The organism is Sphingomonas sp. Leaf231 (genome assembly GCF_001421995.1).
In the GTDB taxonomy this organism is placed as follows: domain Bacteria; phylum Pseudomonadota; class Alphaproteobacteria; order Sphingomonadales; family Sphingomonadaceae; genus Sphingomonas.
Genome location: NZ_LMLS01000002.1, coordinates 606233 through 629324, shown reverse-complemented (window position 1 = coordinate 629324; position 23092 = coordinate 606233). Strand labels below are relative to the sequence as shown.

Here is a 23092-nt window from a genome sequence, read left to right as displayed (position 1 = left end):
CCGCATCCTGATGAGCGAACGACACGATCATCCCTGGTGGGAAAGCGGCACCGTCTATCAGGTCTATCCGCGCTCCTTCCAGGACAGCGACGGAGACGGCGTGGGCGATCTGGCCGGGATCGAGCGCCGCCTCGACCATATCGTGTCGCTCGGCGTCGATGCGATATGGCTGTCGCCGATCTTCCCGTCGCCGATGGCCGACTTCGGTTATGACGTGGCGGATTATTGCGCGGTCGACGCGCTTTTCGGTGATCTCGCCGCGTTCGATCGCCTGCTGGCGGCGGTGCATGCCCGCGGGCTGCGGCTGTTGCTCGATTTCGTGCCCAATCACAGTTCGGACCAGCACCCGTGGTTCGCCGCCAGCCGGTCGAGCCGTACCGATCCGAAACGCGACTGGTACATCTGGCGCGATCCCGCCGCCGATGGCGGCCCGCCCAACAACTGGATCAGCGATTTCGGCGGGTCGGCGTGGGAATATGACGCCGCCACCGGTCAATATTACCTGCATGCCTTTCTGAAGGAGCAGCCCGACCTCAACTGGCGCAACCCCGAACTGAAGGCGGCGATGCTGGATGCGATGCGCTTCTGGTTCGATCGCGGCGTGGACGGGTTTCGCATCGATGTGCTGTGGCACATCGTCAAGGCGGACCGCCTGCCCGACAATCCGCGCAACCCCGCATGGTGCCCCGGCGTCCGCGACCGCGATCGCCTGCTCCAGCATCATTCCACCGACCAGCCGGAAGCGCATGCGATCTCCGCCGAAATGCGCGCCCTGGCCGACGGCTATGGCGGACGCGTGCTGATCGGCGAGATCTTCCTGCCCAACGACCGCCATGCGCGCTGGTTCGGCACCGTCGATCGGCCGCAGGTCCACCTGCCGTTCAATTTCCAGCTGATCGAGTCGAGCTGGGATGCGGCCGGACTGCGCGGAATGATCGCGGCGTACGAGGCGTCGCTGCCGCCGCACGGCTGGCCCAATTGGGTCATCGGCAGCCATGACGCACCGCGCATCGCGGCGCGGCTGGGCGAGGCGCAGGCACGGGTCGCGGCGATGCTGCTGCTGACGTTGCGCGGCACGCCGACGCTCTATCAGGGCGACGAACTCGGCATCGGCCGGGTGGACATCGCCGCCGATCGCATCCGCGATCCGCAGGATCTGCGCGAACCCGGACTCGGCATCGGCCGCGACCGGTCGCGCACCCCGATGCCATGGGACGCGAGCGCCCATGCCGGGTTCAGCACCGCCGAGCCGTGGTTGCCGCTCAACCCCGACTGGGCGACCCGCAACGTCGCGGCGCAGGAGGGCGATCCGGCGTCGATGCTGACGCTCTACCGCCGGCTGCTCGGGCTGCGGCGTGCGCATCGGGCGCTGTCGGTCGGCGCATTCCGGCTGCTGGACGCGGCCGACGGCGTGCTCGCCTACGAACGTCGCCATGGCGACGAGCTGCTGCGGATCGCGCTCAACCTGACGGGCGAGGCCCGCCCGCTGCCCATCGAGGGCGAACCGCTGCTGTCGACCCATGCCGGCGATCCCGTCGCGACGCTGCGCCCGAACGAGGGCGTGATCCTCCGCCGGGGTGACGATGAAAGAACAATGACGTAGGGCGAGCGAATGAAAATCGCCATGCTCGCCCCGATCGCGTGGCGCACTCCGCCGCGCCACTATGGCCCGTGGGAACTGGTCACCCACCTGCTGACCGAGGCGCTGGTGGCGCGCGGCGTCGACGTCACGCTGTTCGCCACACTTGACAGCATCACCGCCGCCACCCTCGACGGCGTCGTGCCCGCGTCCTATTCCGAGGACCCGTCGATCGACGCCAAGGTGTGGGAATACCGCCACCTGTCGCACCTGTTCGCGCAAAGCGCGCGCTTCGACCTGATCCACAACCAGGCCGACTTCCCGGCCCACGCCTTCGCCGCCGTCGTCGACACGCCGATGGTCACCACCATCCACGGCTTTTCGTCGGACCGCATCCTGCCGATGTACGCGCCGTTCCAGGACCGCGTCCACTACGTCGCGATCAGCGAAGCCGACCGGCACCCGGACCTGCGCTATGCCGCGACGATCCACCATGGCATTCCGATGGCCGACTTCCACTTCGACCCGCACGGCAGTGACGCATTGCTGTTCTTCGGCCGCCTCCACCCCGACAAGGGCGCGGCGGAGGCGATCGCTGCGGCGCGTGCCAGCGGTCGCGCGCTCGACATGTACGGCATCGTGCAGGATCAGGGCTATCATGACCGTGCCGTCGCCCCCGAACTCGACGACGCGATCCGCTACCACGGCGCGGTCGGCGGCGCGGCGCGGATCGCCGCACTGGGCGGTGCACGCGCGCTGCTCCACCTCATCAACTTCGACGAGCCGTTCGGCCTTTCGGTGATCGAGGCGCTGGCGTGCGGCACACCGGTGATCGCGACGCGCCGCGGATCAATGCCCGAACTGATCGACCACGGCGTCACCGGCTTCCTGGTCGACACGCCTGCCGAGGCGGTGGCCGCGATCGCGCGCGTCGCCGATCTGGACCGTGCCGCCTGCCGCCGCGCGGTCGCCGAGCGGTTCAGCGTCGAGCGGATGGCCGATGCCTATATCGCGCTCTACCGGCAGATATTGGGCTAGTCGTTCGTGCTCACAGATGCCGCTTGCCCAGTTTGCGCGCCAGCGTCCGCCGGTGCATGCCCAGTCGCCGCGCCGCCTCCGACACGTTGAACCCGCAATCCGCCAGCGTCTGGTGGATATGCTCCCATTCCAGCGTGCGTAGCGAAGTGGGCGGCGCCACCAGCTCGACCGACGCATCGCCCTGTCCACCCGCCTGGAACGCCGCCTCGATATCGTCGGAATTCGCGGGCTTCGACAGATAGTTGGTCGCCCCCAGCTTCACCGCCTCCACCGCTGTCGCGATGCTGGCGAAGCCGGTCAGCACCACGATCCGCATCGTCGCGTCAAGCGCATGCAGGCGCGCCACGCACGACAGGCCCGATGCATTGCCCAGCCGCAGGTCGACCACCGCGTGATCGGGCCGCAACGCCGCGACCGTGGCGTCGAGTTCGTCGGGGTCGGCGATCGCGCGCACCTGATACCCGCGCCGCTCGAACGAGCGTGCCAGCGTGCGCGCGAACACCTCGTCATCCTCGATGATCAGCAGCCGTCGCTCGGTCATGCGCCCTCCCCCGGGATCGATATCGCCGCGATCGGCAGCGTCAGCGTCACCTCGCCCCCGCCGCCGTCGCGGTTGCGCGCCGACACGGTGCCGCCCAGCGTGCGCAGAACGTTCACCGCCAGGAACAGCCCCAGCCCGGCACCGCGCCGCGTCTTCGTGCTCAGATACGGTTTGCCCAGCCCGTCGAGGATCGCGGGCGCGAAGCCGCGCCCGTCGTCGCGGACCGACAGCACCAGCCGGTCGCCATCCCACCACGCGCACAGCGCCACCTTCCGCCCGCCCGCCTCCACGGCATTGTCGAGCAGGTTGGTGATCGTCTGCGCCAGCGCCTTGTCCGCCACGATCCGCGGGTCGCCGGTCATCAGATGCTCATAGGCGGCGGCGACCTGTGTCTTGCCGCGCCAGTCGCCGACGATGCCCGACAGGAACGTCTTCAACGTGGTGCGCACCGGCGCGTTGCCGCGGACCTCGCCGGAGGCGAGCAGCACCTGGCTGAGGATGTCCTTGCAGCGGGTCACCTCGGTCCGCATGTCGTCGAGGTCGGCGAGCAGCGCGGGCGAGGCGGCGATCGCCGGCTCGCGCCGCCAGTCGCCCAGCATCACCGCGATCGAAGACAGCGGCGTGCCCAGTTCGTGCGCCGCGCCGCTGGCGAGCAGCCCCATGCGCACGATATGTTCCTCCTCGGCCGCGCGCTGGCGCAGCGCCGCCAGCCGGGCGTCGTGTTCGGACACGTTGCGCACGATCCGCGTCACGAACAGCGTCAGCAGCGTCGCGGTGAGCGTGAAGTTGAACCAGCTGCCCGCGACATAGGGGAGCGACAGCGTCGAGGCCCAGCCCGGCGGCAATGCGAAGGGCGGCGCGGCATGGGCCAGCCACGCGAACAGCGCGCTGGTCAGCGCGACCATCGCCCAGCTGGCGGTATCGCGCAGCAGCAGCGCCGCGATCACGACCTGGAGCAGGAACAAGGTGACGAACGGATTGCCGACGCCGCCGCTGAGATACAGCTGCGTCGTCAGGCACGCGACATCGACCAGCAGCGTCGCGAACAGCGCGCCATAGGTGATCGGCCGCAGCCCGACGATCCGCGCGATCGCGATATTGAGCGCCACCAGCACCGCCACGCCGCCCAGCATCGGCGCGAGCGGCAGGTGGATGCCGACCGCGAAATGCACCAGCAGGATCGTGGCGAGCTGCCCGCCGACCGCCAGCCAGCGCAGGATCGACAACAACCGTACGTTGCGCCGTCCGGCATCCTCGCGCAGCCCGGTTCCGGCGATGATGTCAGATGCGGCCATATACCGTTCCTATGGCGGATCGGATGGGCAGCGCCATCATCCATATCGAGTCGAGCGATGTACCGGCCCGCCGCCTGCGCGGAAGTTGACAAAGCTCACACCACGTCTGCCTCGCGATCGCGGGCGAACCGGCACCGTCGATGCGATGGCGTGCGGCGCGATCGGGGTGGCGGGCAGGCATGACCGGTAGGATAGGTGAAGCGCCCGGCGTAGGACAGCGGCGCGATGGATTGCGCGCCCCGAATACCCTACGCCGTCGTTTCGGCAACGGCACAGACGGTTTATGCGCGACGACATCGGAACCTTGACCGACCGGGAGAAAGAGACGCTGCGCCTGCTCCTGAAAGGGCATGACGCGAAGTCGATCGCGCGACGCCATGACCTGTCGGTCCACACGATCAACGAACGCCTGCGCGATGCGCGGCGCAAGCTGGGCGTGTCGAGCAGTCGCGAGGCCGCGCGCCTGCTCGACGAGGCGGAACGGCCATCCCCCGAAATGATGAGGGACGAGGTTTTCGGGGTGGTCGCCGCGGCCGCCGACATGCTTCCCCCGGACGCGACGGATCGGGGGTGGAACGTCACCCGCCGGTTCGTCTGGCTGAGTGGAGGAATGTTCATCATGTCGCTTTTCATCGCGATGGTCGCCGTCGTCACCGTGGCCGGCACCGCGCCGGCCGGTAACGACACGGCGCAGGAGACGACCAGCGTCACCGCGTCCGATGCGGCCAGCCTCGAAACGGCGCGTACGTGGTCCGCGTTGCTGGACGACGGACGCTGGGACGAAAGCTGGCGCGCGGCGGCGACCATGTTCAAATCGCAACTGGGGGCGGCGCAGTGGAAGGCGATGGTTCAGCCGGTGCGCGGATCGCTGGGAGCGATGTCGTCGCGCATCTTCCAGAACGTAACGAAAGCCCGCTCACTCCCGGGAGCGCCGGCCGGGTCCTATGAGGTTATCCAGTTCCGGACGGTTTTCACGCACAAGGCCGATGCCGTCGAAACCGTCACGCTGGTCCGTGAGGGCGACACATGGAAGGTAACGGGATATTTCGTGAAGTAACCGGATGATCGCGGGCGCGCCGGCGGGTCTGTACGCACGAACCCTGCCGGTGGCGACGCGCTATGCCGTGCTCGTGCGCCCCGCCCGCGCGATCCGCCATGCGAAGAACGCCATCATTCCCGCCAGCGTGAACCACGTCAGCGCATAGACCAGATGGCTGTTGCGGAAACGGACGACGGTCAACCCGCCACGTGGCCAGCGCTCGTCCGGCGTCGCCTCGGCATCGATGAAATACGGTGCCGTCGTGCCCAATCCGCGGGCGCGCGCGATGGCCGCGACGTCGCGCGAATACCAACGATCGGCGGGCGGATCGTTGTCGCGCAGGAAACCGCCCTCCGGCTCGGTGACGCGCAGCAACCCGGTAACGCTGGCCCGTCCGGTCGGGGGCGGCAACGCGGCCCGCGCCTCGGGCGGTACGAAACCGCGGTTGACGAGGATCGTGCCGGCGGGCGTGTCGAGCGGCGACAGCGCCCAGAACCCGCCGCCCAGGTCGGTGACCGCCTGCACGAACACCGGCGGCACTGCGCGCCACGTGCCGCCGGCGATCACGCGGCGATAGGCATCATCCTCATCGATGGTCGCCCAGCGCGTGGGCGGCGGAGCGGGTTCGGGCGGCGCGTCCAGCCGTGCCTCGACCCGCTCGATCAGCGCCAGCTTCCATGCCCGCCGCTCGACCTGCCAGACGCCCAGCGCCGCCAGCGCGATCGCCAGCAGGGCCGCGAGTGCGACAAGGGCGGATCGGGACCGGCGGCGCGAACGCATCACATCCCGCCGCTCGATTGCTCCATCTGCATGCCCGGCATCATGTTCAGGTTCATGTGATACATCACCCACAGCGACCCGGCGATCACGATCAGCACGATGATGGCGGTGAAGATCAGCGCCAGCATCGTCCAGCCGTTCTCCGACTTGGTGTTCATGTGCAGGAAGTAGATCATGTGCACGACGATCTGCACCATCGCCAGCGCCATCACGATCCCGGCGGTGACGCGCGGGTCGGCGATCACGCCGGTCATCACCAGCCCGAAGGCGGGTGCGGTCAGCAGCACCGACAGGATGAAGCCGATCCAATATTCGCGGCGCGAACCGTGCGGCGCGCCGCCATGATCGTCGTCGTGCGGGTGGCCGTCCGCGTCATGTGCGCTGTGCACCGCCGAACCGGCGTGGCCATGTGGTGTCCCGGCAGCCATCAGCGCAGCACTCCCAGAAGATAGACGAAGGTGAAGACGCCGATCCAGATGACGTCGAGGAAGTGCCAGAACAGCGACAGGCACTGCAGGCGGCGCACGTTGGCCGGTTCCAGCCCGCGCCTTGCCACCTGCACCATCAGCGTCACCAGCCAGATGATGCCGAACGTGACGTGCAGCCCGTGCGTGCCGACCAGCGTGAAGAACGCCGACAGGAAGGCCGAACGCTGCGGCCCGGCGCCTTCGTGGATTAGATGGCTGAACTCGTACAATTCGATCGCGAGGAACGCGGCACCGAACAGGCCGGTGATGCCCAGCCAGCGCAGCGTCGCCGATGTATTCTTCTCGTCCGCGTTCAGCATCGCGAAGCCGTAGGTGATCGACGACAGCAGCAGCATCGTCGTGTTCAACGCCACCAACGGCAGGTCGAACAATTCCTTCGGCCCCGGTCCGCCGGCGTAGCTGCCGCCATAGACCCCGTAGGAGGCGAACAGCATCGCGAAGATCAGGCAGTCGCTCATCAGGTACAGCCAGAACCCCAGCATCGTGCTGGCGCCCGGCGGATGCTCGTGCTCGTCCAGGTCGTAATAGACCGGGTTCTCCGCTCCCGGCGGGGTCTGCGTCTTCGTGCTCACCGTTACACCCCTGCCGTCTGGAGCGCGTGGGTACGCGCATCCTCTGCCGTCACGATGTCCTCCACGGGGATGTAGAAATCGCGGTCGTAGTTGAAGGTATGGCCGATCGCGACCGCCAGCAGCGCGACGAACGCCACCGCCGCCAGCCACCAGATGTACCAGATCATCGCCACGCCGACGACCGTCGACAACCCTGCCAGGATCACGCCCGCACCGGTGTTCCTGGGCATGTGGATCTTGCGAAAGCCGGTGGTCGGACGCTCGGCCTTCTTCGACTTCATGTCGTGCCATGCGTCGAGATCGTGGACGACCGGCGAGAAGGCGAAGTTATAGGCCGGCGGCGGCGAGGACGTCGCCCATTCCAGCGTGCGGCCGTTCCACGGATCGCCGGTCGTGTCGCGCAGCTTCTCCCGGTCGCGGATGCTGACGTAGAATTGCATCAGCATGGCACCGACCCCCGCGGCGATGATGGCCACGCCGACCGCGGCGACCACGAACCAGATCTGCAACGACGGATCGTCGAACGCGCGCAGCCGGCGGGTGACGCCCATCAGCCCCAGCACGTACAGCGGGGCGAACGCGACCCAGAAGCCGACGACCCAGCACCAGAAGCTGATCGTGCCCCAGAACTTGTCCAGCTTGAACCCGAAGGCCTTCGGCCACCAGTAATTCACGCCCGCGAACATCCCGAACAGCACGCCGCCGATAATGACGTTGTGGAAGTGCGCGATCAGGAACAGCGAGTTGTGGAACTGGAAGTCGGCCGGCGGCACCGCCAGCATCACGCCCGTCATGCCGCCGATCACGAACGTCAGCATGAACGCCACCGCCCACATCATCGGCAGCTCGAACCGGATCCGCCCGCGGTACATCGTGAACAGCCAGTTGAAGATCTTCGCACCCGTCGGGATCGAGATGATCATCGTCGTGATGCCGAAGAAGCTGTTGACGCTGGCGCCCGAACCCATCGTGAAGAAGTGGTGCAGCCAGACGAGGTACGACAGGATACAGATCACGATCAGCGCGTAGACCATCGATGTGTAGCCGAAGAGCCGCTTGCCCGAGAAGGTCGAGACGACTTCGGAGAACACGCCGAACGCCGGCAGGATCAGGATGTACACTTCCGGGTGGCCCCAGATCCAGATCATGTTCACGTACATCATCGGGTTGCCCCCGCCGGTGTTCGTGAAGAAGTTCGTGCCGACGTACCGGTCGAGGCTGAGCATCGCGAGAACGGCGGTCAGCACCGGGAAGGCCGCGACGATCAGCACGTTGGTGACCAGCGCCGACCAGGTGAAGATCGGCATCTGCATCAGGCTCATGCCGGGTGCGCGCATCTTGATGATCGTCGCCAGCAGGTTGACGCCCGACAGGAGCGTGCCGACGCCCGCGATCTGCAAGGCCCAGATGTAATAATCCACGCCGACATCGGGCGAGTAATCGATCCCCGACAACGGCGCCATCGCCAGCCAGCCGGTGCGTGCGAATTCACCCACGAACAGGCTCATCATCACGGTCACCGCGCCGCTGACCGTCATCCAGAAGCTGAAATTGTTCAGGAACGGAAAGCTGACGTCGCGTGCGCCGATCTGGAGCGGGACGACATAGTTCATCAGGCCGGTGACGAAGGGCATCGCCACGAAGAAGATCATGATGACGCCGTGCGCGGTGAACACCTGGTCGTAATGGTGCGCGGGCAGGAAGCCCTCGTTACCGCCGAACGCCACCGCCTGCTGCGCGCGCATCATCAGCGCGTCGGCGAAACCGCGCAGGAACATGATCAGCGCCAGCACGATATACATGATGCCGATCTTCTTGTGATCGACGCTGGTGAACCACTCCTTCCAGAGATAGCCCCACAGCTTGAAATAGGTCAGCGCACCCAGCACCGCGGCGCCACCGACCGCCACCATCGCGAAGGTGGCGACCAGGATCGGTTCGTGGATCGGGAAGCTTTCGAGCGTGAGCCGCCCGAAGATGGTCTTTACGAGGTCGTCCGACATGATGTCCTCAAGCCTCCCTGGAGGCGTTGGCGCGCGGCAGCGCGGGAATTTCTAGCCTGGTCATGTTGCGGTTGCTGCCCGCGCCCGGATCGTTCTGGCCCGGCGATGCGCCGTGCGGGGCGCTGAGATGCTCGCTCTCGCCCTTTTCCGACGGATCGCGCGTCAGTGCCCCCTTGGCCTCGCCGGGGCGCGGCGCACGGTCGTTCACCGCGGGGCCGCCGTGCGACATGCCCTCCATGCAGCTTTCACCGGGCTTCGTGCACATGCCGACGATCCGCTTGAACAATCCGGCATCGATGTTGCGGAAGCCGATCGGCCGCACCTTCTCGCTCGGACGCTCCAGCTTCAGATAGGTGGCGTTGTCGAGCTGCCAGCGGTTGCGCTTCACGCCCGCGACCCATTGGTCGAAGCGCGCGGGCGTCACCGAATGCGTCCAGAAGGTCATGTGCGAGAAGCCCGCGCCCGAATAATTGCCGGAGCGGCCCGCGAACTTGCCGGTGCGGTTCAGCACACCGTGCAGCACCGTTTCCATGCCGGGCATGGTATAGACCATGCCCGCCATCGCCGGCACCCACAGCGTGTTCATCACGGTGGAGGAGGTCATGGTGAACTTCACCGGACGATCGACCGGCACCACCAGTTCGTTGACGGTCGCGATCCCCTGTTCGGGATAGATGAACAGCCACTTCCAGTCGAGCGAGACGACCTGCACCTCCAGCGGGCGCACGTCGTTCGCCACCGGCTTGCCCGGCGCGGTCCGCGCCAGCGGGCGGTAGGGATCGAGCGTGTGGGTGCCGACCCAGGTCAGCGCGCCCAGTGCGATGATGATGAGCAGCGGCGCGGCCCAGATCACCAGCTCCAGCCCGGTCGAGTGATCCCAATCGGGTTCGTACGCCGCCTCGGTATTCTGTTCGCGATACCGCCATGCGAACACCACCGTCAGCGCCATGACCGGCACGATGATGAGCAACATCAGCACCGTCGACCACACGATCAGACTCGACTGCTGCGCCGCGACATCGCCGGCCGGGCGCATGACGACGGTGTTGCAACCACCAAGCGCGACGAGCGCACCCGCGGCGGCCAGGTAGCGGACGAAAGGCGTGCGGCCAGGCGCACGTCGGGCGGGACGACGGATCATGATGGCGCAGCTAGGCTTTGCTGCGTCGCAGCGGAATAGGACATTTTGTCCCATCCACGCGCGCGATCGATTAGGCTAGGGCAACGCCGGAATACGTCCGATCGATCGGGAATGAATATGGCCACCGCTTCGTCCACGTCGCTCGAGCAGGATGCTCGCGCCCTCCATAGCAAGGGGGACCATGACGTGCGCCCCGGTGAGATCGCGATCGGCGTCATCATCGGGCGAACCTCAGAATTCTTCGACTTCTTCGTCTATGCGATCGCCTCGGTGATCGTGTTCCCGGCGGTGATCTTCCCCTATCTGGAACCGGTCGTCGCCACGCTGTGGTCGTTCGCGCTGTTCCCGCTGGCGTTCATCGCACGTCCGATCGGCACGCAGATCTTTATGAAGCTCGACCGCCGCTACGGCCGCGGCACGAAGCTGACGATCGCGCTGTTCCTGCTGGGGACGTCGACCGTGCTGGTGGCGTTCCTGCCCGGCTATGCCACGATCGGCCATTCCTCGGCGATCCTGCTGGCGCTGTTCCGGGTCGGACAGGGAATCGCGCTGGGCGGGGCATGGGATGGCCTGCCCTCGCTGCTGGCGCTCAACGCGCCGGAAAAGAAGCGCGGCTGGTGGGCGATGGTGCCACAGCTGGGTGCGCCGCTGGGCCTGATCGTGGCCAGCGCGCTGTTCGCGTTCTTCGTCTCGACGCTGGCGCCGGAGGACTTCATTTCCTGGGGCTGGCGTTATCCGTTCTTCGTCGCCTTCGCGCTGAACGTCGTGGCGCTGTTCGCGCGGCTGCGCATCGTCGTCACTCCCGAATATGCCAAATTGTTCGACAGCCGCGAACTCACGCCGTCGCGCGTCACCGCGACGGTCAAGGCGCAGTGGCGCAACATCGTCATCGGGGCGTTCGCGCCGCTGGCCAGCTTCGCGCTGTTCCACATGGTCACCGTGTTCCCGCTGTCGTGGGTCAAGCTGTACACGCAAGAGGACATCTCGACCTTCCTGATGATCGAGGTGCTCGGCGGGGTGGTCGGGCTGGCCGCGATCGTACTGTCGGGGTTGCTCGCCGACCGCATCGGCCGACGCAGCGTGCTGGGCTATACCGCCGCGGGCATCGCGGCGTTCAGCGGCTTCGCACCGCAGCTGCTGAACGGCGGCCGCGCGGGCGAGATCCTGTTCATGGTGATGGGGTTCATCCTGCTCGGCCTGTCGTTCGGCCAGTCATCGGGCGCGGTGACCAGCAACTTCCCGAAGCGCGCACGCTACACCGGTGCGGCACTGACCTCCGATCTCGCCTGGCTGTTCGGCGCCGGCTTCGCGCCGCTTGCCGCGCTGGCGCTGACGCAGGCGTTCGGGCTGGCGGCGGCGGGTGGCTATCTGCTGTCGGGTGCGCTCGGTACGCTCGCCGCGCTCGGCCTCAACATCAACCTGGCGCGCCGCCTCGACTGAGACGGGGCCGCTTCGTCCCATAGAAAAAGGGCGGGCGCGGTGAACACCGCGACCCGCCCTTTTCCCATTCCTCGTCCTCGCAGACGCCGCGACGATCCATCGGCGGGCGACCAGCCCCCGGATCGCCGCGCCGCCCCGGCGACGCGTGCGTCAGTCCGGCTTTTTCGCGACCCCGACCAACGCCGGGCGCAACAGGCGGTCCTTGATCATCCAGCCGGTCTGCATCTCCTGCACGACGGTGCCCGGCGGCTGATCGCTCGGCATCTCCATCATCGCCTGATGACGGTTGGGATCGAGCATCTCGCCCAACGCCTCGATCTTCGTCAGGCCATGACGGCCGAACACGTTCGCCAGTTCGCGACCGGTGGCTTCCAGCCCGGTGACCAGCCCCTTGAACTTGTCGTCCTCCCGCAGCGCCGCCGGGATCGCGGTCAACGCACGGTCGAGATTGTCGGCCACCGACAGCACGTCGCGCGCGAAGCCGGTCGCGGCATAGGCGCGCGCGTCGGCGGCATCCTTTTCGGCGCGGCGGCGGACGTTCTGGATGTCGGCCTGCGCATAGAGCGTTTCCTGACGCGCGGCGGCGAGCTGTTCCTCCAGTTCGGCGATGCGCGTGGTGGCGGCGTCATGCTCCGCGACCTCGGGGGCGGCCTCTGCGGTGGCGTCGCGCAGGTCGTCGGCGGGGGTGGCGTTGTCGGTCATTCGCTTCCTGTTCGTTGCTGTGCGCCGCGTCCCTACCCGAGCAGGCGGGCAAGCGTCGCGGCCGTGAAATCCACCATGGGCACGACGCGGGCGTAGTTCAACCGCGTCGGCCCGATCACGCCGACCACGCCGACCACGCTGCCGTCGCGCCCGCGAAACGGCTTGGCGATCACCGACGAGCCCGACAGCGTGAACAATTTGTTCTCCGCGCCGATGAATATCCGCGTTGCATCCCCGGCGCGCGCCGAATCGAGCAGCGCCGCCACTTCCTGCTTGCCGTCGAGATCGTCGAGCAGCGCGCGGACCCGTTCGACGTCCGCGGCCTCGGCATCGTCGAGCAACCGTCCGTGGCCGCGCACGATCAGCACCGCACGACGCGCGCCATCCTCGCTCCACACCGCCAGCCCGCGTTCCACCAGCGCACGCGCCGCCGCGTCCAGCGCCGAGCGGCCCGCCGCCAGTTCGCGGTCCAGCCGCGCGCGCGACTCGGCCAGCGTCAGCCCGGCGAGCGTCGCGGTCATGTAATTGCCCGCCTCCACCAGCGCGCCCGGTGCCACCCCCGGCGGCAGATCGATGACGCGGTTTTCCACCGTGCCGTCCTCGCCGACCAGCACCGCCAGCGCTTGCGCGGCGCCGAGCGGCACGAACCCGATCGAACGCAGCACCGCCTCGCGCTTGGGCACCATCACCAGCCCGGCGCACGCCGACAGGCCGGACAGCGCCGCGGTGGTCGCCGCCAGCGCTTCCTCCACCGGCCCTCCGGTGCCGGCGCGCGCCTCGATCTGCCGCCGCTCCTCGTCGCTGGGCGCGTGCGCCTGCATCATGCCGTCGACGAACAGCCGCAGCCCGCGCTCGGTGGGCATCCGCCCCGCCGAGGTGTGCGGCGCGGCGAGCAGCCCCGCCACCTCAAGCTGCGCCAGCACGCCGCGAATCGAGGCGGGTGACAGGTTCAGCCCGGCCTGCGCCAGCGTTCGCGAGCCGACCGGCTGCCCGCTTTCCAGATAACCGTCGACGACGCGGCGGAAGATGTCGCGCGCGCGGTCGGTCAATTCGGTGATGGGCGGCGATGGGGTCACGCGCGCCGATGTATGCGCGCGCGCCGCCCGGCTCAACCACAGCGTCCTTCATCTTTCCGAAACGAGGCCCGATGCATGAGTCGATTTCAAGGAAATCAATGATGTACGATGTTTCGTTCGAGCTAGACGCACACCTGCTGGCGATCCGCTGGCACCGGATCTTCACCGCCGCGGAGGCCGCCGCCTATACGCAGGACGTGATGCGCCGTTTTCTCGCCGCGCGCTTCCGCCCCGGTTATCGCCTGATCATCGACATGAGCGCGTGCGGTCCGCAGCCGCAGGATACGCTGGCCGCGCTTGCGCGGCACATGGCCCCCTTTCCCAAAGCCAGCCGGATCGCGATCGTCGTCGTCGGCGCGATCGCCCGCGCGCAGGTTCGCCGGGTCATGACGCAACCGTACCTGCGCCTGTTCGACGACGCCGCCTCCGCACGGGCCTGGCTGGTCGATTGATCCGGGGAACGCGGCTTACCGTTTCCCGATGAACGCCGCGATCGGCAGCATGCCGGGCACGGCGCGCAATGCTTCGGCGATCGCCGCGTTCTGCGTGGCGCAGCCATAGTAGAAGCCGAGATGCCCCGATCCGCCGCTCGCCTGCGCCCAGCGCACGTCGACGCGCGGCATGTCGGTCGGCGCCATGCCGCAATCGGGCGATTCCATGTCGATCGACCGCTCGCCGTCGGGGCGATACGGCTCCAGCGACGCGGCCAGCCGCCGGTAGACCGCGACACCGGCGGTGAAATCGCGTCGCCCGGTCACTGCGGTGTGCTGCACGCCCTCGAACGTGCCGGTGCCGTCGGCACGGACCGTGACGGTATAGACGGGGCAAGTGCCGTAGCATGCACCGGTCGCGTAACTGATCTCGTCTCCCTCGATCGCGCGCGGCACGCCCGGCCCGGATCGGGCCCCGGCATGCGTGCATCCCGTCGCCAGCAGCAACGCCGCCATCATCGTCGTTACCGTCGCCGTCGCGCGCATACCCGTCTCCCTGATCGCTGGCGCCCGCGCACCAACCCGGCTAGGGCATTGACGATCCGACCTTGAGGAGAGTTGAATGCGCCCCAGCGGCCGCACACCCGACCAGATGCGCCCCATCACGATCGAGCCGCGCTTCACGCGCCATGCCGAGGGATCGGTGCTGATCGGTTTCGGCGATACCAAAGTGCTCGTCACCGCCTCGATCGAGGAGCGCGTGCCGCCGTTCCTGCGTGGCAAGGGACAGGGCTGGGTCACCGCCGAATACGGCATGTTGCCGCGCGCCACCCACACGCGCAGCAGCCGCGAGGCCGCCAAGGGCAAGCAATCCGGCCGCACGCAGGAAATCCAGCGGTTGATCGGGCGTTCGCTGCGCGCGGTCACCGACATGACGGTGCTGGGCGAGCGGCAGATCACCCTCGACTGCGACGTGATCCAGGCGGACGGCGGCACGCGCACCGCGTCGATCTCCGGCGCGTGGGTCGCGCTGCGGCTGGCGGTGGACAAGCTGATGGCCAGCGGCAAACTGACCGCCGACCCGATCAAGCAGAAGGTCGCCGCGGTGTCGTGCGGCATCTATCACGGCAATCCGGTGCTCGACCTCGATTACGACGAGGATTCGAACGCCGACGCCGATGCCAATTTCGTGCTGCTCGAAAACGGTCATATCGCCGAGGCGCAGGCCACCGCCGAACACGCCACCTATGACGAAGAAGCGTTGCTGCGCCTGCTGCGCCTGTCGCGGATCGGCTGCGCGGAGATCTTCGCCGCGCAAGGGCGCGCCGTCGCATGAGCGGAGAGGGCAAGGAGCCGCAGGCGATCCGCAAGCTCGCCCCCGGCAAACTGGTGATCGCCAGCCACAATGCCGGCAAGGTGCGCGAGATCGGCGCCCTGCTGGAGGGGCGCGGGCTGGAGGTCGTCTCCGCCGCGGCGCTCGACCTGCCCGAACCGGAGGAGACCGGCACCACCTTCGTCATGAACGCCGAGTTGAAGGCGCGTGTCGCGGCGGATTTGTCGGGGTTGCCCGCGCTCGCCGACGACAGCGGGCTGTGCGTGGATGCGTTGGGCGGCGATCCCGGCATCTTCTCGGCGCGGTGGGGCGGCGAGAACAAGGACTTCGGCCATGCGATGCGGCTGGTCGAGGACAAGCTGGCCGAAACCCCGCACGCGCCGCGCGACGCGCATTTCGTCTGCGCGCTCGCGCTGGCGTGGCCCGATGGCCATGTCGAATGGTTCGAGGGGCGGGTCGACGGCACTCTCGTATGGCCGCCGCGGGGCGAGAAGGGGCATGGCTATGACCCGGTGTTCCAGCCGGTCGGCCACGACGTGACCTTCGGCGAGATGGACGAACCGGCCAAGAACGAGATCAGCCACCGTGGCGACGCCTTTCGCCAGCTGGTGGCGGCGGTGTTCTGACCCTTGCACCCCGGCCCGTCGCCGGGGTGGAAGTCCGCCGAGGTCGGCCGCGTCCGCGCCTAATAGGCGCGGCGTCCGCGCACCTCGCCGCGCGGCGAATAGCGGCACACCAGAAAATCCTCCGCCTGCCCCGGCTCCATCGCGCAGCCGACCTCCGTGGTGTCGCGCCACACGATCTGAACGTAATGCGCTGCGTCCTGCCAACGACCGGTGCGGCTGAAGCGCGGACTGGGGGCGTTGCGGAACTGCCGCCGCTCCGCCAGCCAGTATCGCACCATCTCGTCATAGGCATAGCCGCCGCGCGTGCCGGAGAACAGATTCTCCCCCTGCCCCGCGCGGCCCGCGGGTTGCTCGGCATGGAACAGCCGCCCGCGGCGGGCCAGTTCGCGCGCATGCCGCGCGGCGGCAACCGCCAGCCCGGGGCTCCACGCCAGCGGTGCCAGCCCCAGTTCGCCGCGTGCGCGATTGTGGGCGTCGAGCATGTCGCGACGCAGCAGGTTGGCGTCGCGCGGCGGCGTCGGCCGGCGCATCCGCCACTCCACACCCGCCGCACCGACGGGGGCGGAGAGAATCACCACGAGTATTAACGCGACCAGCGGGCGTACAACCATCACCGCCCGCGATGCCAAATCCCGCGCGCGACGGCAACATGGGTAAGTGAACCGCATGCGCCGCCGGTGGCCTTTGCCGCAGCGAACCGCCATATGCGCCGCGACCATGGCCACGATCGACCTCGCCCCGCCCGACGATAGCGCCCCGGACGCCGCGGCGCGCGACCGTGCCGCGCGCGCCGCGGCGCCGCTCGCTCTGTATATCCACTGGCCGTTCTGCGTCTCCAAATGCCCGTATTGCGACTTCAACAGCCACGTCCGCGCCACCGTGGACGAGGGTGAGTGGCACCGCGCGCTGCTCGCCGATCTGGCGCATGAGGCGGCGTTGCTGCCGGGGCGGCGGCTCGGCTCGATCTTCTTCGGTGGCGGCACGCCCTCGTTGATGCCGCCCGCCACCGTGGCCGCGCTGATCGATGCCGCCACTGCCGCCTGGACGCCGCTGGGCGATGTCGAGATCACGCTGGAAGCCAATCCTTCGTCGGTGGAGGCGGCGCGCTTCGCCGATCTCGCCGCGGCCGGGGTCAATCGCGTCTCGCTCGGATTGCAGGCGCTGGACGACGACGCGCTGCGCTTCCTCGGGCGCGCGCATGACGTGGCGGAGGGAATCGGGGCGCTGGCCGTCGCGCAGACGAATTTCGCGCGGGTCAGCTTCGACCTGATCTACGCGCGCCCCGGCCAGTCGCCGGCGGCATGGGACGCCGAGCTTGCCCGCGCGCTGTCGTTCGGGACCGAGCATCTGTCGCTCTACCAGCTGACGATCGAACCCGGCACGCGCTTCGCGACCGAGGCGGCGGCGGGGCGGCTGGCGATCCCGGATGGCGACGACGCCGCGGACCTGTTCGAACTGACCCGCGCGCGCACCGCCGCCGCCGGAATCCCCGCCTATGAAATCTCCAACCACGCCCGCCCCGGCGCGGAGAGCCGCCACAACCTCGCTTACTGGCGCTACCGCGATTATGCCGGCATCGGCCCCGGCGCGCACGGCCGCCGCGACCATCTGGCCACGTTCCGCCGCCGCAAGCCCGAAAACTGGCTCGCCGCGGTGGCGCGCAACGGCCACGGGCTGGAGAGCGAGGAGCCGCTCGACGCGGTGACGCGCGTCAGCGAGGCGTTGCTGATGGGCCTGCGGCTGGCCGAGGGCGTCGATGTGGAGGCGATCGCGAACGCGGGCGGGATGCCGGTCGACGCGATCGTCGATCTCGCCGCCGTCGCCGCCTTGCCCGATCTGATCGTCCGGGAAGGCGCGCGGTTGCGCGTGACGGAGGCGGGCATGATCCTGCTCGACGCGATCCTGCCGCGGGTGGTGCGCGCGGGCGATTGATCCCTGCACGCACCACCGGATTTCGATACGTGCCGGGCGAGACCGGCACGCCGTCAGTCCGCCAGGCCGCTCCACTTCTGGTCCGATGCGGCGTTGGCGACCACCGCCTCGACGAAGGCCATCGTCCGCACGCCGTCCGCCGCGCCCGGGAACCACGCGGGGCTGCCGCGCGCCGCCACCGCATCGCCGCCGCGGATCGTCGCCGCCACCGCGCGATACAGATTGGCGAACGCCTCGATATAACCCTCCGGATGGCCGGCGGGCGTGCGTACCCGCGCCATCGTCGAGTCGGCCAGTCCCGGTCCGCCGGTCCGCACCAGTTCCGCCGGGCGATCGAGCCAGCGCAGCGTCAGCGTGTTCGGCTCCATTTGCGCCCAGTCCAACCCGCCCTTCTCACCGTGGATGCGCAGCCGCAGGCCGTTTTCGTCGCCTGCCGCCACCTGCGTCGCCTTCAGCACGCCGCGCGCGCCCCCCGCGAAGCGCAGCAGCACGCTGACGTCGTCGTCCAGCCGCCGGCCGGGCACGTGCGTGGTCAGGTCGGCGCACAATGCCTCCACCCGCACGCCGCCGACATGCTCAGCCAATTGGAAGGCGTGGGTGCCGATATCGCCCAGGCATCCGCCCAGCCCGGCGCGCGCCGGATCGGTGCGCCATTCCGCCTGCCGGTTGCCCTCACGGTCCAGCGCGCTGCTGAGCCAGCCCTGCGAATATTCGACCTGCACCAGCCGGATCGCGCCGAAATCGCCGCGCGCCACGCGCGTCCGTGCCTCCTCGATCAACGGATACCCGCTGTAGGTGAAGGCCAGCGCGTAATGCCGCCCGCTGCGTTGCGCCGCGGCGGCGATGGCGTGCGCCTCCTCCAGGTTCAGCGACATCGGCTTTTCGCAGACGACGTGGAAACCGGCGTCCAGCGCCGCGATCGACATCGGCGTGTGAAGGTGGTTGGGCGTGACGATCGACACCGCGTGGATCCGCTCGTCCTCCGGCAATGCGCGCTCCGCGGCGAGCATCGCCTCCAGCGATTCGTACACGCGCGCGCCGTCCAGACCCAACAGGTCGCCGGTCCGCCGGTTGCGCCCGTCGTCGCTGCTGAACGCGCCCGCCACCAGCCGCCAGTCGCCATCCACGCCTGCGGCCATCCGGTGAACCGCGCCGATGAACGCACCTTCGCCTCCGCCGACCATGCCCAGTCTAAGTGGTTCTACCCGCGTCATTCATCCTCCCGTCATCCGCATACCGACATTACGAAGACCGTAACGTCAGCCGCCTTGCTATCGCCCGGTTTAGCGGTAAACTGGCGTCAATCAAATTGGCTTTGGCAAATCGGGTTTGGAGAGATGCGATGAAATTGATCGCAGGGCTGATCGCGGCCCCGATCGTCGCCACGATGGCGTTGGCCGTATCGGCCCCCGCCCCGGCGCAGCAGAACGGACAGCAGGCGTTCGCGGCATGCAAGGCATGCCACACCGTGAACAAGGGCGGGCGTAACGGCATCGGCCCCAATCTAAGCGGCCTGTTCACCCGTCCCCCCGCCTCCGCGCCGGGCTTCAACTATTCGCCCGCCATGAAGAAGGCGCAGTTGAAGTGGGACGACAAGACGCTGAACGAATATCTCGCCGCCCCGCAGAAGAAGGTGCCGGGCACGCGGATGCCGATCGCGACCCCGGACGCCGCAAAGCGGGCCGCGATCATCGCCTATCTCAAGTCCGAGACGGCCAAATGAGCGACGCGCCCACCCCGGTTTCCGCCCCCGTGATGCGCGGTCCCGGCGTCTTCCTGGCGCAGTTCATGGGTGACGCCGCGCCGTTCGACACGCTGGACAATGCCGCGCGCTGGATGGCGGATGCCGGGTATGAGGGCGTGCAGATCCCGACCCGCGACGAACGATGCATGGATCTCGCCCTCGCCGCCGAGAGCCAGGATTATGCAGACGAGCTGACCGGGCGCTGCCGCGAGGCGGGTGTGGCGATCACCGAATTGTCGACCCACCTTCAGGGCCAGCTGGTCGCGGTCCACCCGACCTACGACACCGCCTTCGACGTCTTCGCGCCGGAGCACTTGCGCGGCAAGCCCGCCGAGCGGCAGGCGTGGGCGGTCGACCAGCTGAAGCTCGCCGCAAAGGCCAGCCGCCGCCTGGGGCTGGACGCGCATGCCACCTTCTCGGGCGCGTTCGCGTGGCCGTTCGTCTACCCATGGCCGCAACGTCCGGCCGGGATGGTGGAGGAGGCGTTCGCCGAACTCGGCAAGCGCTGGCGTCCGATCCTCAATACCTTCGAGGAGGAAGGCGTCGACCTCTGCTTCGAACTGCATCCGGGCGAGGACCTGCACGACGGTACCACGTTCGAGCGGTTCCTGGACGCGGTCGGCGGGCACAAGCGCGCCAACATCCTCTACGATCCCAGCCACTTCGTGTTGCAGGCGATGGACTATCTCCAGTTCATCGATTTCTATCACGACCGGATCCGGATGTTCCACGTCAAGGATGCCGAGTTCAACCCGACCGGCAAGGCGGGCGTGTACGGCAGCTATTCGGATTGGGTCGATCGCCCCGGTCGCTTCCGTTCGCTGGGTGATGGGCAGGTCGATTTCGGCGGCATCTTCTCGAAGCTGACGCAATATGGCTATCGCGGCTGGGCGGTGCTGGAATGGGAATGTTGCCTGAAGAACGCCGAGGATGGCGCACGTGAGGGTGCACCGTTCATCGCCGCGCACATGATCCGTCGCCCCGACCGTGCCTTCGACGATTTCGCCGGCGGATTCGATCCCGCTGCCAACAGGCGGTTGCTTGGACTCGACTGATCGGCCAAGCTGCTAAAAATACGATAATAGAATCATAACGGCAAAAGGGGTTGAGGGTGCAGGCTGAGGCAGCGGCGTATATCGGGCCTAATCGCTCGCGATTGTTCTGGCTGAGCGTGCTCGCGCTCTTCACCGCCGCGGTCAGCGCGTCGTTGCGCGCCGCGGTGGCCAGCAGCCTGAAGGCGCAATGGATCGATCCCATCGCCCCGGTCGAGGCAGGAGAACTGATCGGCGCCGCGCTGGGTTCCGCGTTTCTGGGCTTTGCGATCACGCTGTTCGTCGCCAGCGCATTGCTCGACAAGATCGGCACCAAGCGCATCCTGATCGGCTGCGGCATCTGCTTCCTCGCCGGCACCGCGTTGATCGTCGGGGCGGGCGTGCTGGCGAGCGGCATGGCGATCTACACGCTCGTCTGGCTGGGCATGATGCTCAGCGGCATCGGCTGGGGCCTGGCCGAAGCGTCGATCAACCCGCTGACCGCGCGCCTCTACCCCGAAGAAACCACCCATCGCCTCAACGTGCTGCACGCCTGGTATCCCGGCGGGCTGATCGTCGGCGGGCTGGCCGGCGTGCTGCTGGCGGCCGTCATGCCGTGGCAGGCGATCATGGGGCTGGTGTTCCTGCCCGCGATCGGCGTCGTCGTCATCGCCGCCACCACCGATTTCCCGCCGCCGCCGCGCGCGGTCGAGGGTGAGAGCTTCGGCACGATGATCGGCGAGGTGTTCCGCCGCCCCAGCTTCTTCGTCTGGTTCGGCGCGATGTTCCTGACCGCGTCGTCGGAACTGGCGCCGGGCCAGTGGCTCGACGTCGCGCTCACCAACCGCGTCGGCATGCGCGGCATCCTGTTGCTCGTCTATGTCAGCGCGCTGATGTTCGTGTTCCGTCACTTCGCCGGCCGCGTCGCCGCGAAGCTGTCGAACCCCGGGCTGCTGTGGATCTCCAGCCTGCTCGCCGCGATCGGCCTGTTCCTGTTGTCGCGCGCGCAGTCGCCGGTCGCCGCCCTGCTCGCCTCCACGGTGTGGGGACTGGGCGTGTGCGCGATGTGGCCCACGATGCTCGCATCGGTCGCCGAACGCTATCCGCGCGGCGGGGCATGGGCGCTCGGGCTGGTCGGCTCGGCGGGCGCGCTCGCCAGCTTCTTCGTCCTGCCCGCGCTCGGCGGCATGTTCGACGAGGCGAAGGTCCGGCTGGCCGGCGGACCCGAGGCGTTCAAGCAGCTGTCGGGCGAGGCGCTGCGCCAGGTCGAGGACGCCGCCGCATCGCAGTCGTTCGCGAAGCTGGCGCTGGTGCCGATCGTGCTGCTGCTGGTGTTCGGGCTGGTCTGGTTGTCGGAACGCCGCCGCCGCACGGGGCCGACCGCGGCATGACGCCGTCGCGCCGGTCCATTCTGGCGGGCGGCGTCGCTGCCGCGCTGTCCTCCTCCGCGCAGGGAGCGGGTAAAGTGAGCAACGCCGCCACCTTCTCGCTCCATTACGCGCCGCACGAAGGCAGCTTCGCCAGCCGCGGGAACCGGCTGGAACAGATCGCGTTCGCCGCCGACCAGGGCTTTCGCGCGTGGGAGGACAACGAGGCGCGCGCGCGTTCGGTCGCCGAGCAGGAGGCGATGGCGAAGGCACTGCAACAGCGCGGCATGACGATGGGCGTGTTCGTCGCGTCGATGCCGAAATGGTCGGAATTCCGCCCGATCTTCGGCAGCGACGACGGTGCTGAGCGTGAGGCCTTTCTTGCCGACGTCCGTGCCTCCGTCGACGTCGCCAAGCGGCTGAACGCCAGCCACATGACGGTCGTCACCGGGTTCGTCGACCGCAAGGTGCCGATCGAGATCCAGACCGGGCGGGTCATCGACCTGATGCGCCGCGCCGGCGACATCCTGGCGCCGCACAAGCTGACGCTGGTGATGGAGCCGCTCAACACGCGGACCGACCATCCCAACGTCTATATGCAGTCGTTCGCGGCCGGTTATGCGGTGGCGCGCGGGGCCAACAGCCCGGCGGTCAAGGTGCTGGCCGATTGCTACCACGAACAGATCCAGTCGGGGAACCTGATCCGCTCGCTCGGCATGGTCTGGGACGAGGTCGGCTACATCCAGTTCGGCGACAATCCCGGCCGCAAGGAGCCGGGGACCGGCGAAGTCAATTATCACAATATAGTGCGTTACTTACGTGAACGCCGCTACAGCGGCGTCATCGGTATGGAACATGGCAATTCGGTGCCGGGGCGGGCGGGCGAGGATCGGCTGATCGCCGCTTACCGCGCGATCGACGTCGCATGACGATG

24 protein-coding genes are annotated in these 23092 nt (G+C 68.2%); 12 read left to right on the top strand and 12 right to left on the bottom strand.

Annotated features, from left to right (window positions below; translation table 11 throughout):
* Positions 1–10 precede the first annotated feature (10 nt).
* Both ASE95_RS09190 and ASE95_RS09185 read left to right on the top strand, forming a co-directional pair.
* Positions 11–1603: an alpha-amylase family glycosyl hydrolase gene (locus ASE95_RS09190; RefSeq protein WP_056636094.1), complete on the top strand. Its 1593-nt coding sequence runs from the start codon at positions 11–13 to the stop codon at positions 1601–1603.
* Positions 1604–1612: 9 nt separating this feature from the next.
* Positions 1613–2617 (top strand): glycosyltransferase family 4 protein, encoded by a 1005-nt coding sequence (locus tag ASE95_RS09185; protein WP_056634792.1) that lies wholly within the window; start codon positions 1613–1615, stop codon positions 2615–2617.
* A 10-nt stretch (positions 2618–2627) separates the two neighbouring features.
* On the opposite strand, the gene ASE95_RS09180 is transcribed toward ASE95_RS09185, so the two are convergent.
* Positions 2628–3158 (bottom strand): response regulator transcription factor, encoded by a 531-nt coding sequence (locus tag ASE95_RS09180; protein ID WP_056634789.1) that lies wholly within the window; start codon positions 3156–3158, stop codon positions 2628–2630.
* The gene (locus ASE95_RS09175) at positions 3155–4453 is read right to left on the bottom strand and encodes an ATP-binding protein (RefSeq protein ID WP_056634786.1); all 1299 of its coding nucleotides are present in this window, start codon (positions 4451–4453) and stop codon (positions 3155–3157) included. Before ASE95_RS09175 ends, ASE95_RS09180 begins: the two co-directional genes overlap by 4 nt.
* A 283-nt stretch (positions 4454–4736) precedes the next feature.
* Here ASE95_RS09175 and ASE95_RS09170 point away from each other — a divergent pair, with 283 nt between their 5' ends.
* Positions 4737–5510 carry a helix-turn-helix domain-containing protein gene (locus tag ASE95_RS09170; RefSeq protein WP_056634783.1) on the top strand — a complete coding sequence of 258 codons (774 nt, stop codon included), beginning with the start codon at positions 4737–4739 and terminating at the stop codon, positions 5508–5510.
* A 60-nt stretch (positions 5511–5570) separates the two neighbouring features.
* Here the strand turns inward: ASE95_RS09170 and ASE95_RS09165 are convergent, their stop codons facing one another.
* Genes ASE95_RS09165 through cyoA form a run of 5 tightly spaced genes read right to left on the bottom strand, consistent with a single transcriptional unit; the run spans position 5571 to position 10476 of the window.
* Entirely contained in the window at positions 5571–6272 is a 702-nt protein-coding gene (locus ASE95_RS09165) for an SURF1 family protein (protein ID WP_056634780.1), read from the bottom strand.
* The gene (gene cyoD, locus ASE95_RS09160; protein WP_056634777.1) at positions 6272–6700 is read right to left on the bottom strand and encodes a cytochrome o ubiquinol oxidase subunit IV; all 429 of its coding nucleotides are present in this window, start codon (positions 6698–6700) and stop codon (positions 6272–6274) included. The genes ASE95_RS09165 and cyoD overlap by 1 nt, the downstream gene beginning before the upstream one ends.
* Complete coding sequence (gene cyoC / locus ASE95_RS09155) at positions 6700–7332, bottom strand: cytochrome o ubiquinol oxidase subunit III (protein WP_056634774.1); 633 nt, start codon at positions 7330–7332, stop codon at positions 6700–6702. Before cyoC ends, cyoD begins: the two co-directional genes overlap by 1 nt.
* Positions 7333–7334: 2 nt before the next feature.
* Positions 7335–9335 (bottom strand): cytochrome o ubiquinol oxidase subunit I, encoded by a 2001-nt coding sequence (cyoB, locus tag ASE95_RS09150; RefSeq protein ID WP_156347948.1) that lies wholly within the window; start codon positions 9333–9335, stop codon positions 7335–7337.
* Positions 9336–9342: 7 nt separating this feature from the next.
* Complete coding sequence (gene cyoA / locus ASE95_RS09145; protein ID WP_056634767.1) at positions 9343–10476, bottom strand: ubiquinol oxidase subunit II; 1134 nt, start codon at positions 10474–10476, stop codon at positions 9343–9345.
* Between the two features lie 111 nt (positions 10477–10587).
* Between cyoA and ASE95_RS09140 the strand changes: the two genes are divergently transcribed.
* A complete protein-coding gene (locus ASE95_RS09140) occupies positions 10588–11916 on the top strand; it encodes an MFS transporter (protein ID WP_056634764.1) in 1329 nt (442 codons plus the stop codon).
* Positions 11917–12066: 150 nt separating this feature from the next.
* Here the strand turns inward: ASE95_RS09140 and grpE are convergent, their stop codons facing one another.
* Together grpE and hrcA are read right to left on the bottom strand one after the other, a co-directional pair.
* Positions 12067–12618, bottom strand: coding sequence for a nucleotide exchange factor GrpE (grpE, locus tag ASE95_RS09135; protein ID WP_056634760.1), 552 nt, complete (start codon positions 12616–12618; stop codon positions 12067–12069).
* Positions 12619–12650: 32 nt separating this feature from the next.
* Positions 12651–13694 carry a heat-inducible transcriptional repressor HrcA gene (gene hrcA / locus ASE95_RS09130; protein ID WP_056636091.1) on the bottom strand — a complete coding sequence of 348 codons (1044 nt, stop codon included), beginning with the start codon at positions 13692–13694 and terminating at the stop codon, positions 12651–12653.
* A gap of 8 nt (positions 13695–13702) precedes the next feature.
* On the opposite strand from hrcA, the gene ASE95_RS09125 reads away from it, so the two are divergent.
* On the top strand, positions 13703–14146 hold the full coding sequence (locus ASE95_RS09125; protein ID WP_235528250.1) for an STAS/SEC14 domain-containing protein: 444 nt from the start codon (positions 13703–13705) through the stop codon (positions 14144–14146).
* Positions 14147–14161: 15 nt separating this feature from the next.
* Here the strand turns inward: ASE95_RS09125 and ASE95_RS09120 are convergent, their stop codons facing one another.
* On the bottom strand, positions 14162–14671 hold the full coding sequence (locus tag ASE95_RS09120; RefSeq protein ID WP_056634753.1) for a DUF6438 domain-containing protein: 510 nt from the start codon (positions 14669–14671) through the stop codon (positions 14162–14164).
* Between the two features lie 76 nt (positions 14672–14747).
* Between ASE95_RS09120 and rph the strand changes: the two genes are divergently transcribed.
* Complete coding sequence (rph, locus tag ASE95_RS09115) at positions 14748–15461, top strand: ribonuclease PH (RefSeq protein ID WP_056634750.1); 714 nt, start codon at positions 14748–14750, stop codon at positions 15459–15461.
* Positions 15458–16084 carry an RdgB/HAM1 family non-canonical purine NTP pyrophosphatase gene (gene rdgB, locus ASE95_RS09110; RefSeq protein WP_056634747.1) on the top strand — a complete coding sequence of 209 codons (627 nt, stop codon included), beginning with the start codon at positions 15458–15460 and terminating at the stop codon, positions 16082–16084. Before rph ends, rdgB begins: the two co-directional genes overlap by 4 nt.
* Positions 16085–16143: 59 nt before the next feature.
* Here rdgB and ASE95_RS09105 read toward each other — a convergent pair whose 3' ends face one another.
* Positions 16144–16695 (bottom strand): CAP domain-containing protein, encoded by a 552-nt coding sequence (locus ASE95_RS09105; protein ID WP_235528249.1) that lies wholly within the window; start codon positions 16693–16695, stop codon positions 16144–16146.
* A 115-nt stretch (positions 16696–16810) separates the two neighbouring features.
* Here ASE95_RS09105 and hemW point away from each other — a divergent pair, with 115 nt between their 5' ends.
* Positions 16811–18016, top strand: a complete 1206-nt coding sequence (hemW, locus tag ASE95_RS09100; RefSeq protein WP_443025457.1) for a radical SAM family heme chaperone HemW — start codon at positions 16811–16813, stop codon at positions 18014–18016.
* A 53-nt stretch (positions 18017–18069) separates the two neighbouring features.
* On the opposite strand, the gene ASE95_RS09095 is transcribed toward hemW, so the two are convergent.
* Complete coding sequence (locus ASE95_RS09095) at positions 18070–19230, bottom strand: Gfo/Idh/MocA family protein (protein ID WP_056634744.1); 1161 nt, start codon at positions 19228–19230, stop codon at positions 18070–18072.
* A gap of 128 nt (positions 19231–19358) precedes the next feature.
* On the opposite strand from ASE95_RS09095, the gene ASE95_RS09090 reads away from it, so the two are divergent.
* From ASE95_RS09090 to ASE95_RS09075, 4 genes are read left to right on the top strand one after another with little or no spacing between them, the layout of a single operon-like run.
* Positions 19359–19739: a c-type cytochrome gene (locus ASE95_RS09090; protein ID WP_056634740.1), complete on the top strand. Its 381-nt coding sequence runs from the start codon at positions 19359–19361 to the stop codon at positions 19737–19739.
* A 32-nt stretch (positions 19740–19771) separates the two neighbouring features.
* Entirely contained in the window at positions 19772–20815 is a 1044-nt protein-coding gene (locus ASE95_RS09085) for a sugar phosphate isomerase/epimerase family protein (protein WP_056636081.1), read from the top strand.
* Positions 20816–20871: 56 nt separating this feature from the next.
* The gene (locus tag ASE95_RS09080; protein ID WP_235528248.1) at positions 20872–22182 is read left to right on the top strand and encodes an MFS transporter; all 1311 of its coding nucleotides are present in this window, start codon (positions 20872–20874) and stop codon (positions 22180–22182) included.
* Positions 22179–23087, top strand: a complete 909-nt coding sequence (locus tag ASE95_RS09075) for a hydroxypyruvate isomerase family protein (RefSeq protein WP_056634737.1) — start codon at positions 22179–22181, stop codon at positions 23085–23087. The genes ASE95_RS09080 and ASE95_RS09075 overlap by 4 nt, the downstream gene beginning before the upstream one ends.
* The last annotated feature ends 5 nt before the right edge of the window (positions 23088–23092 follow it).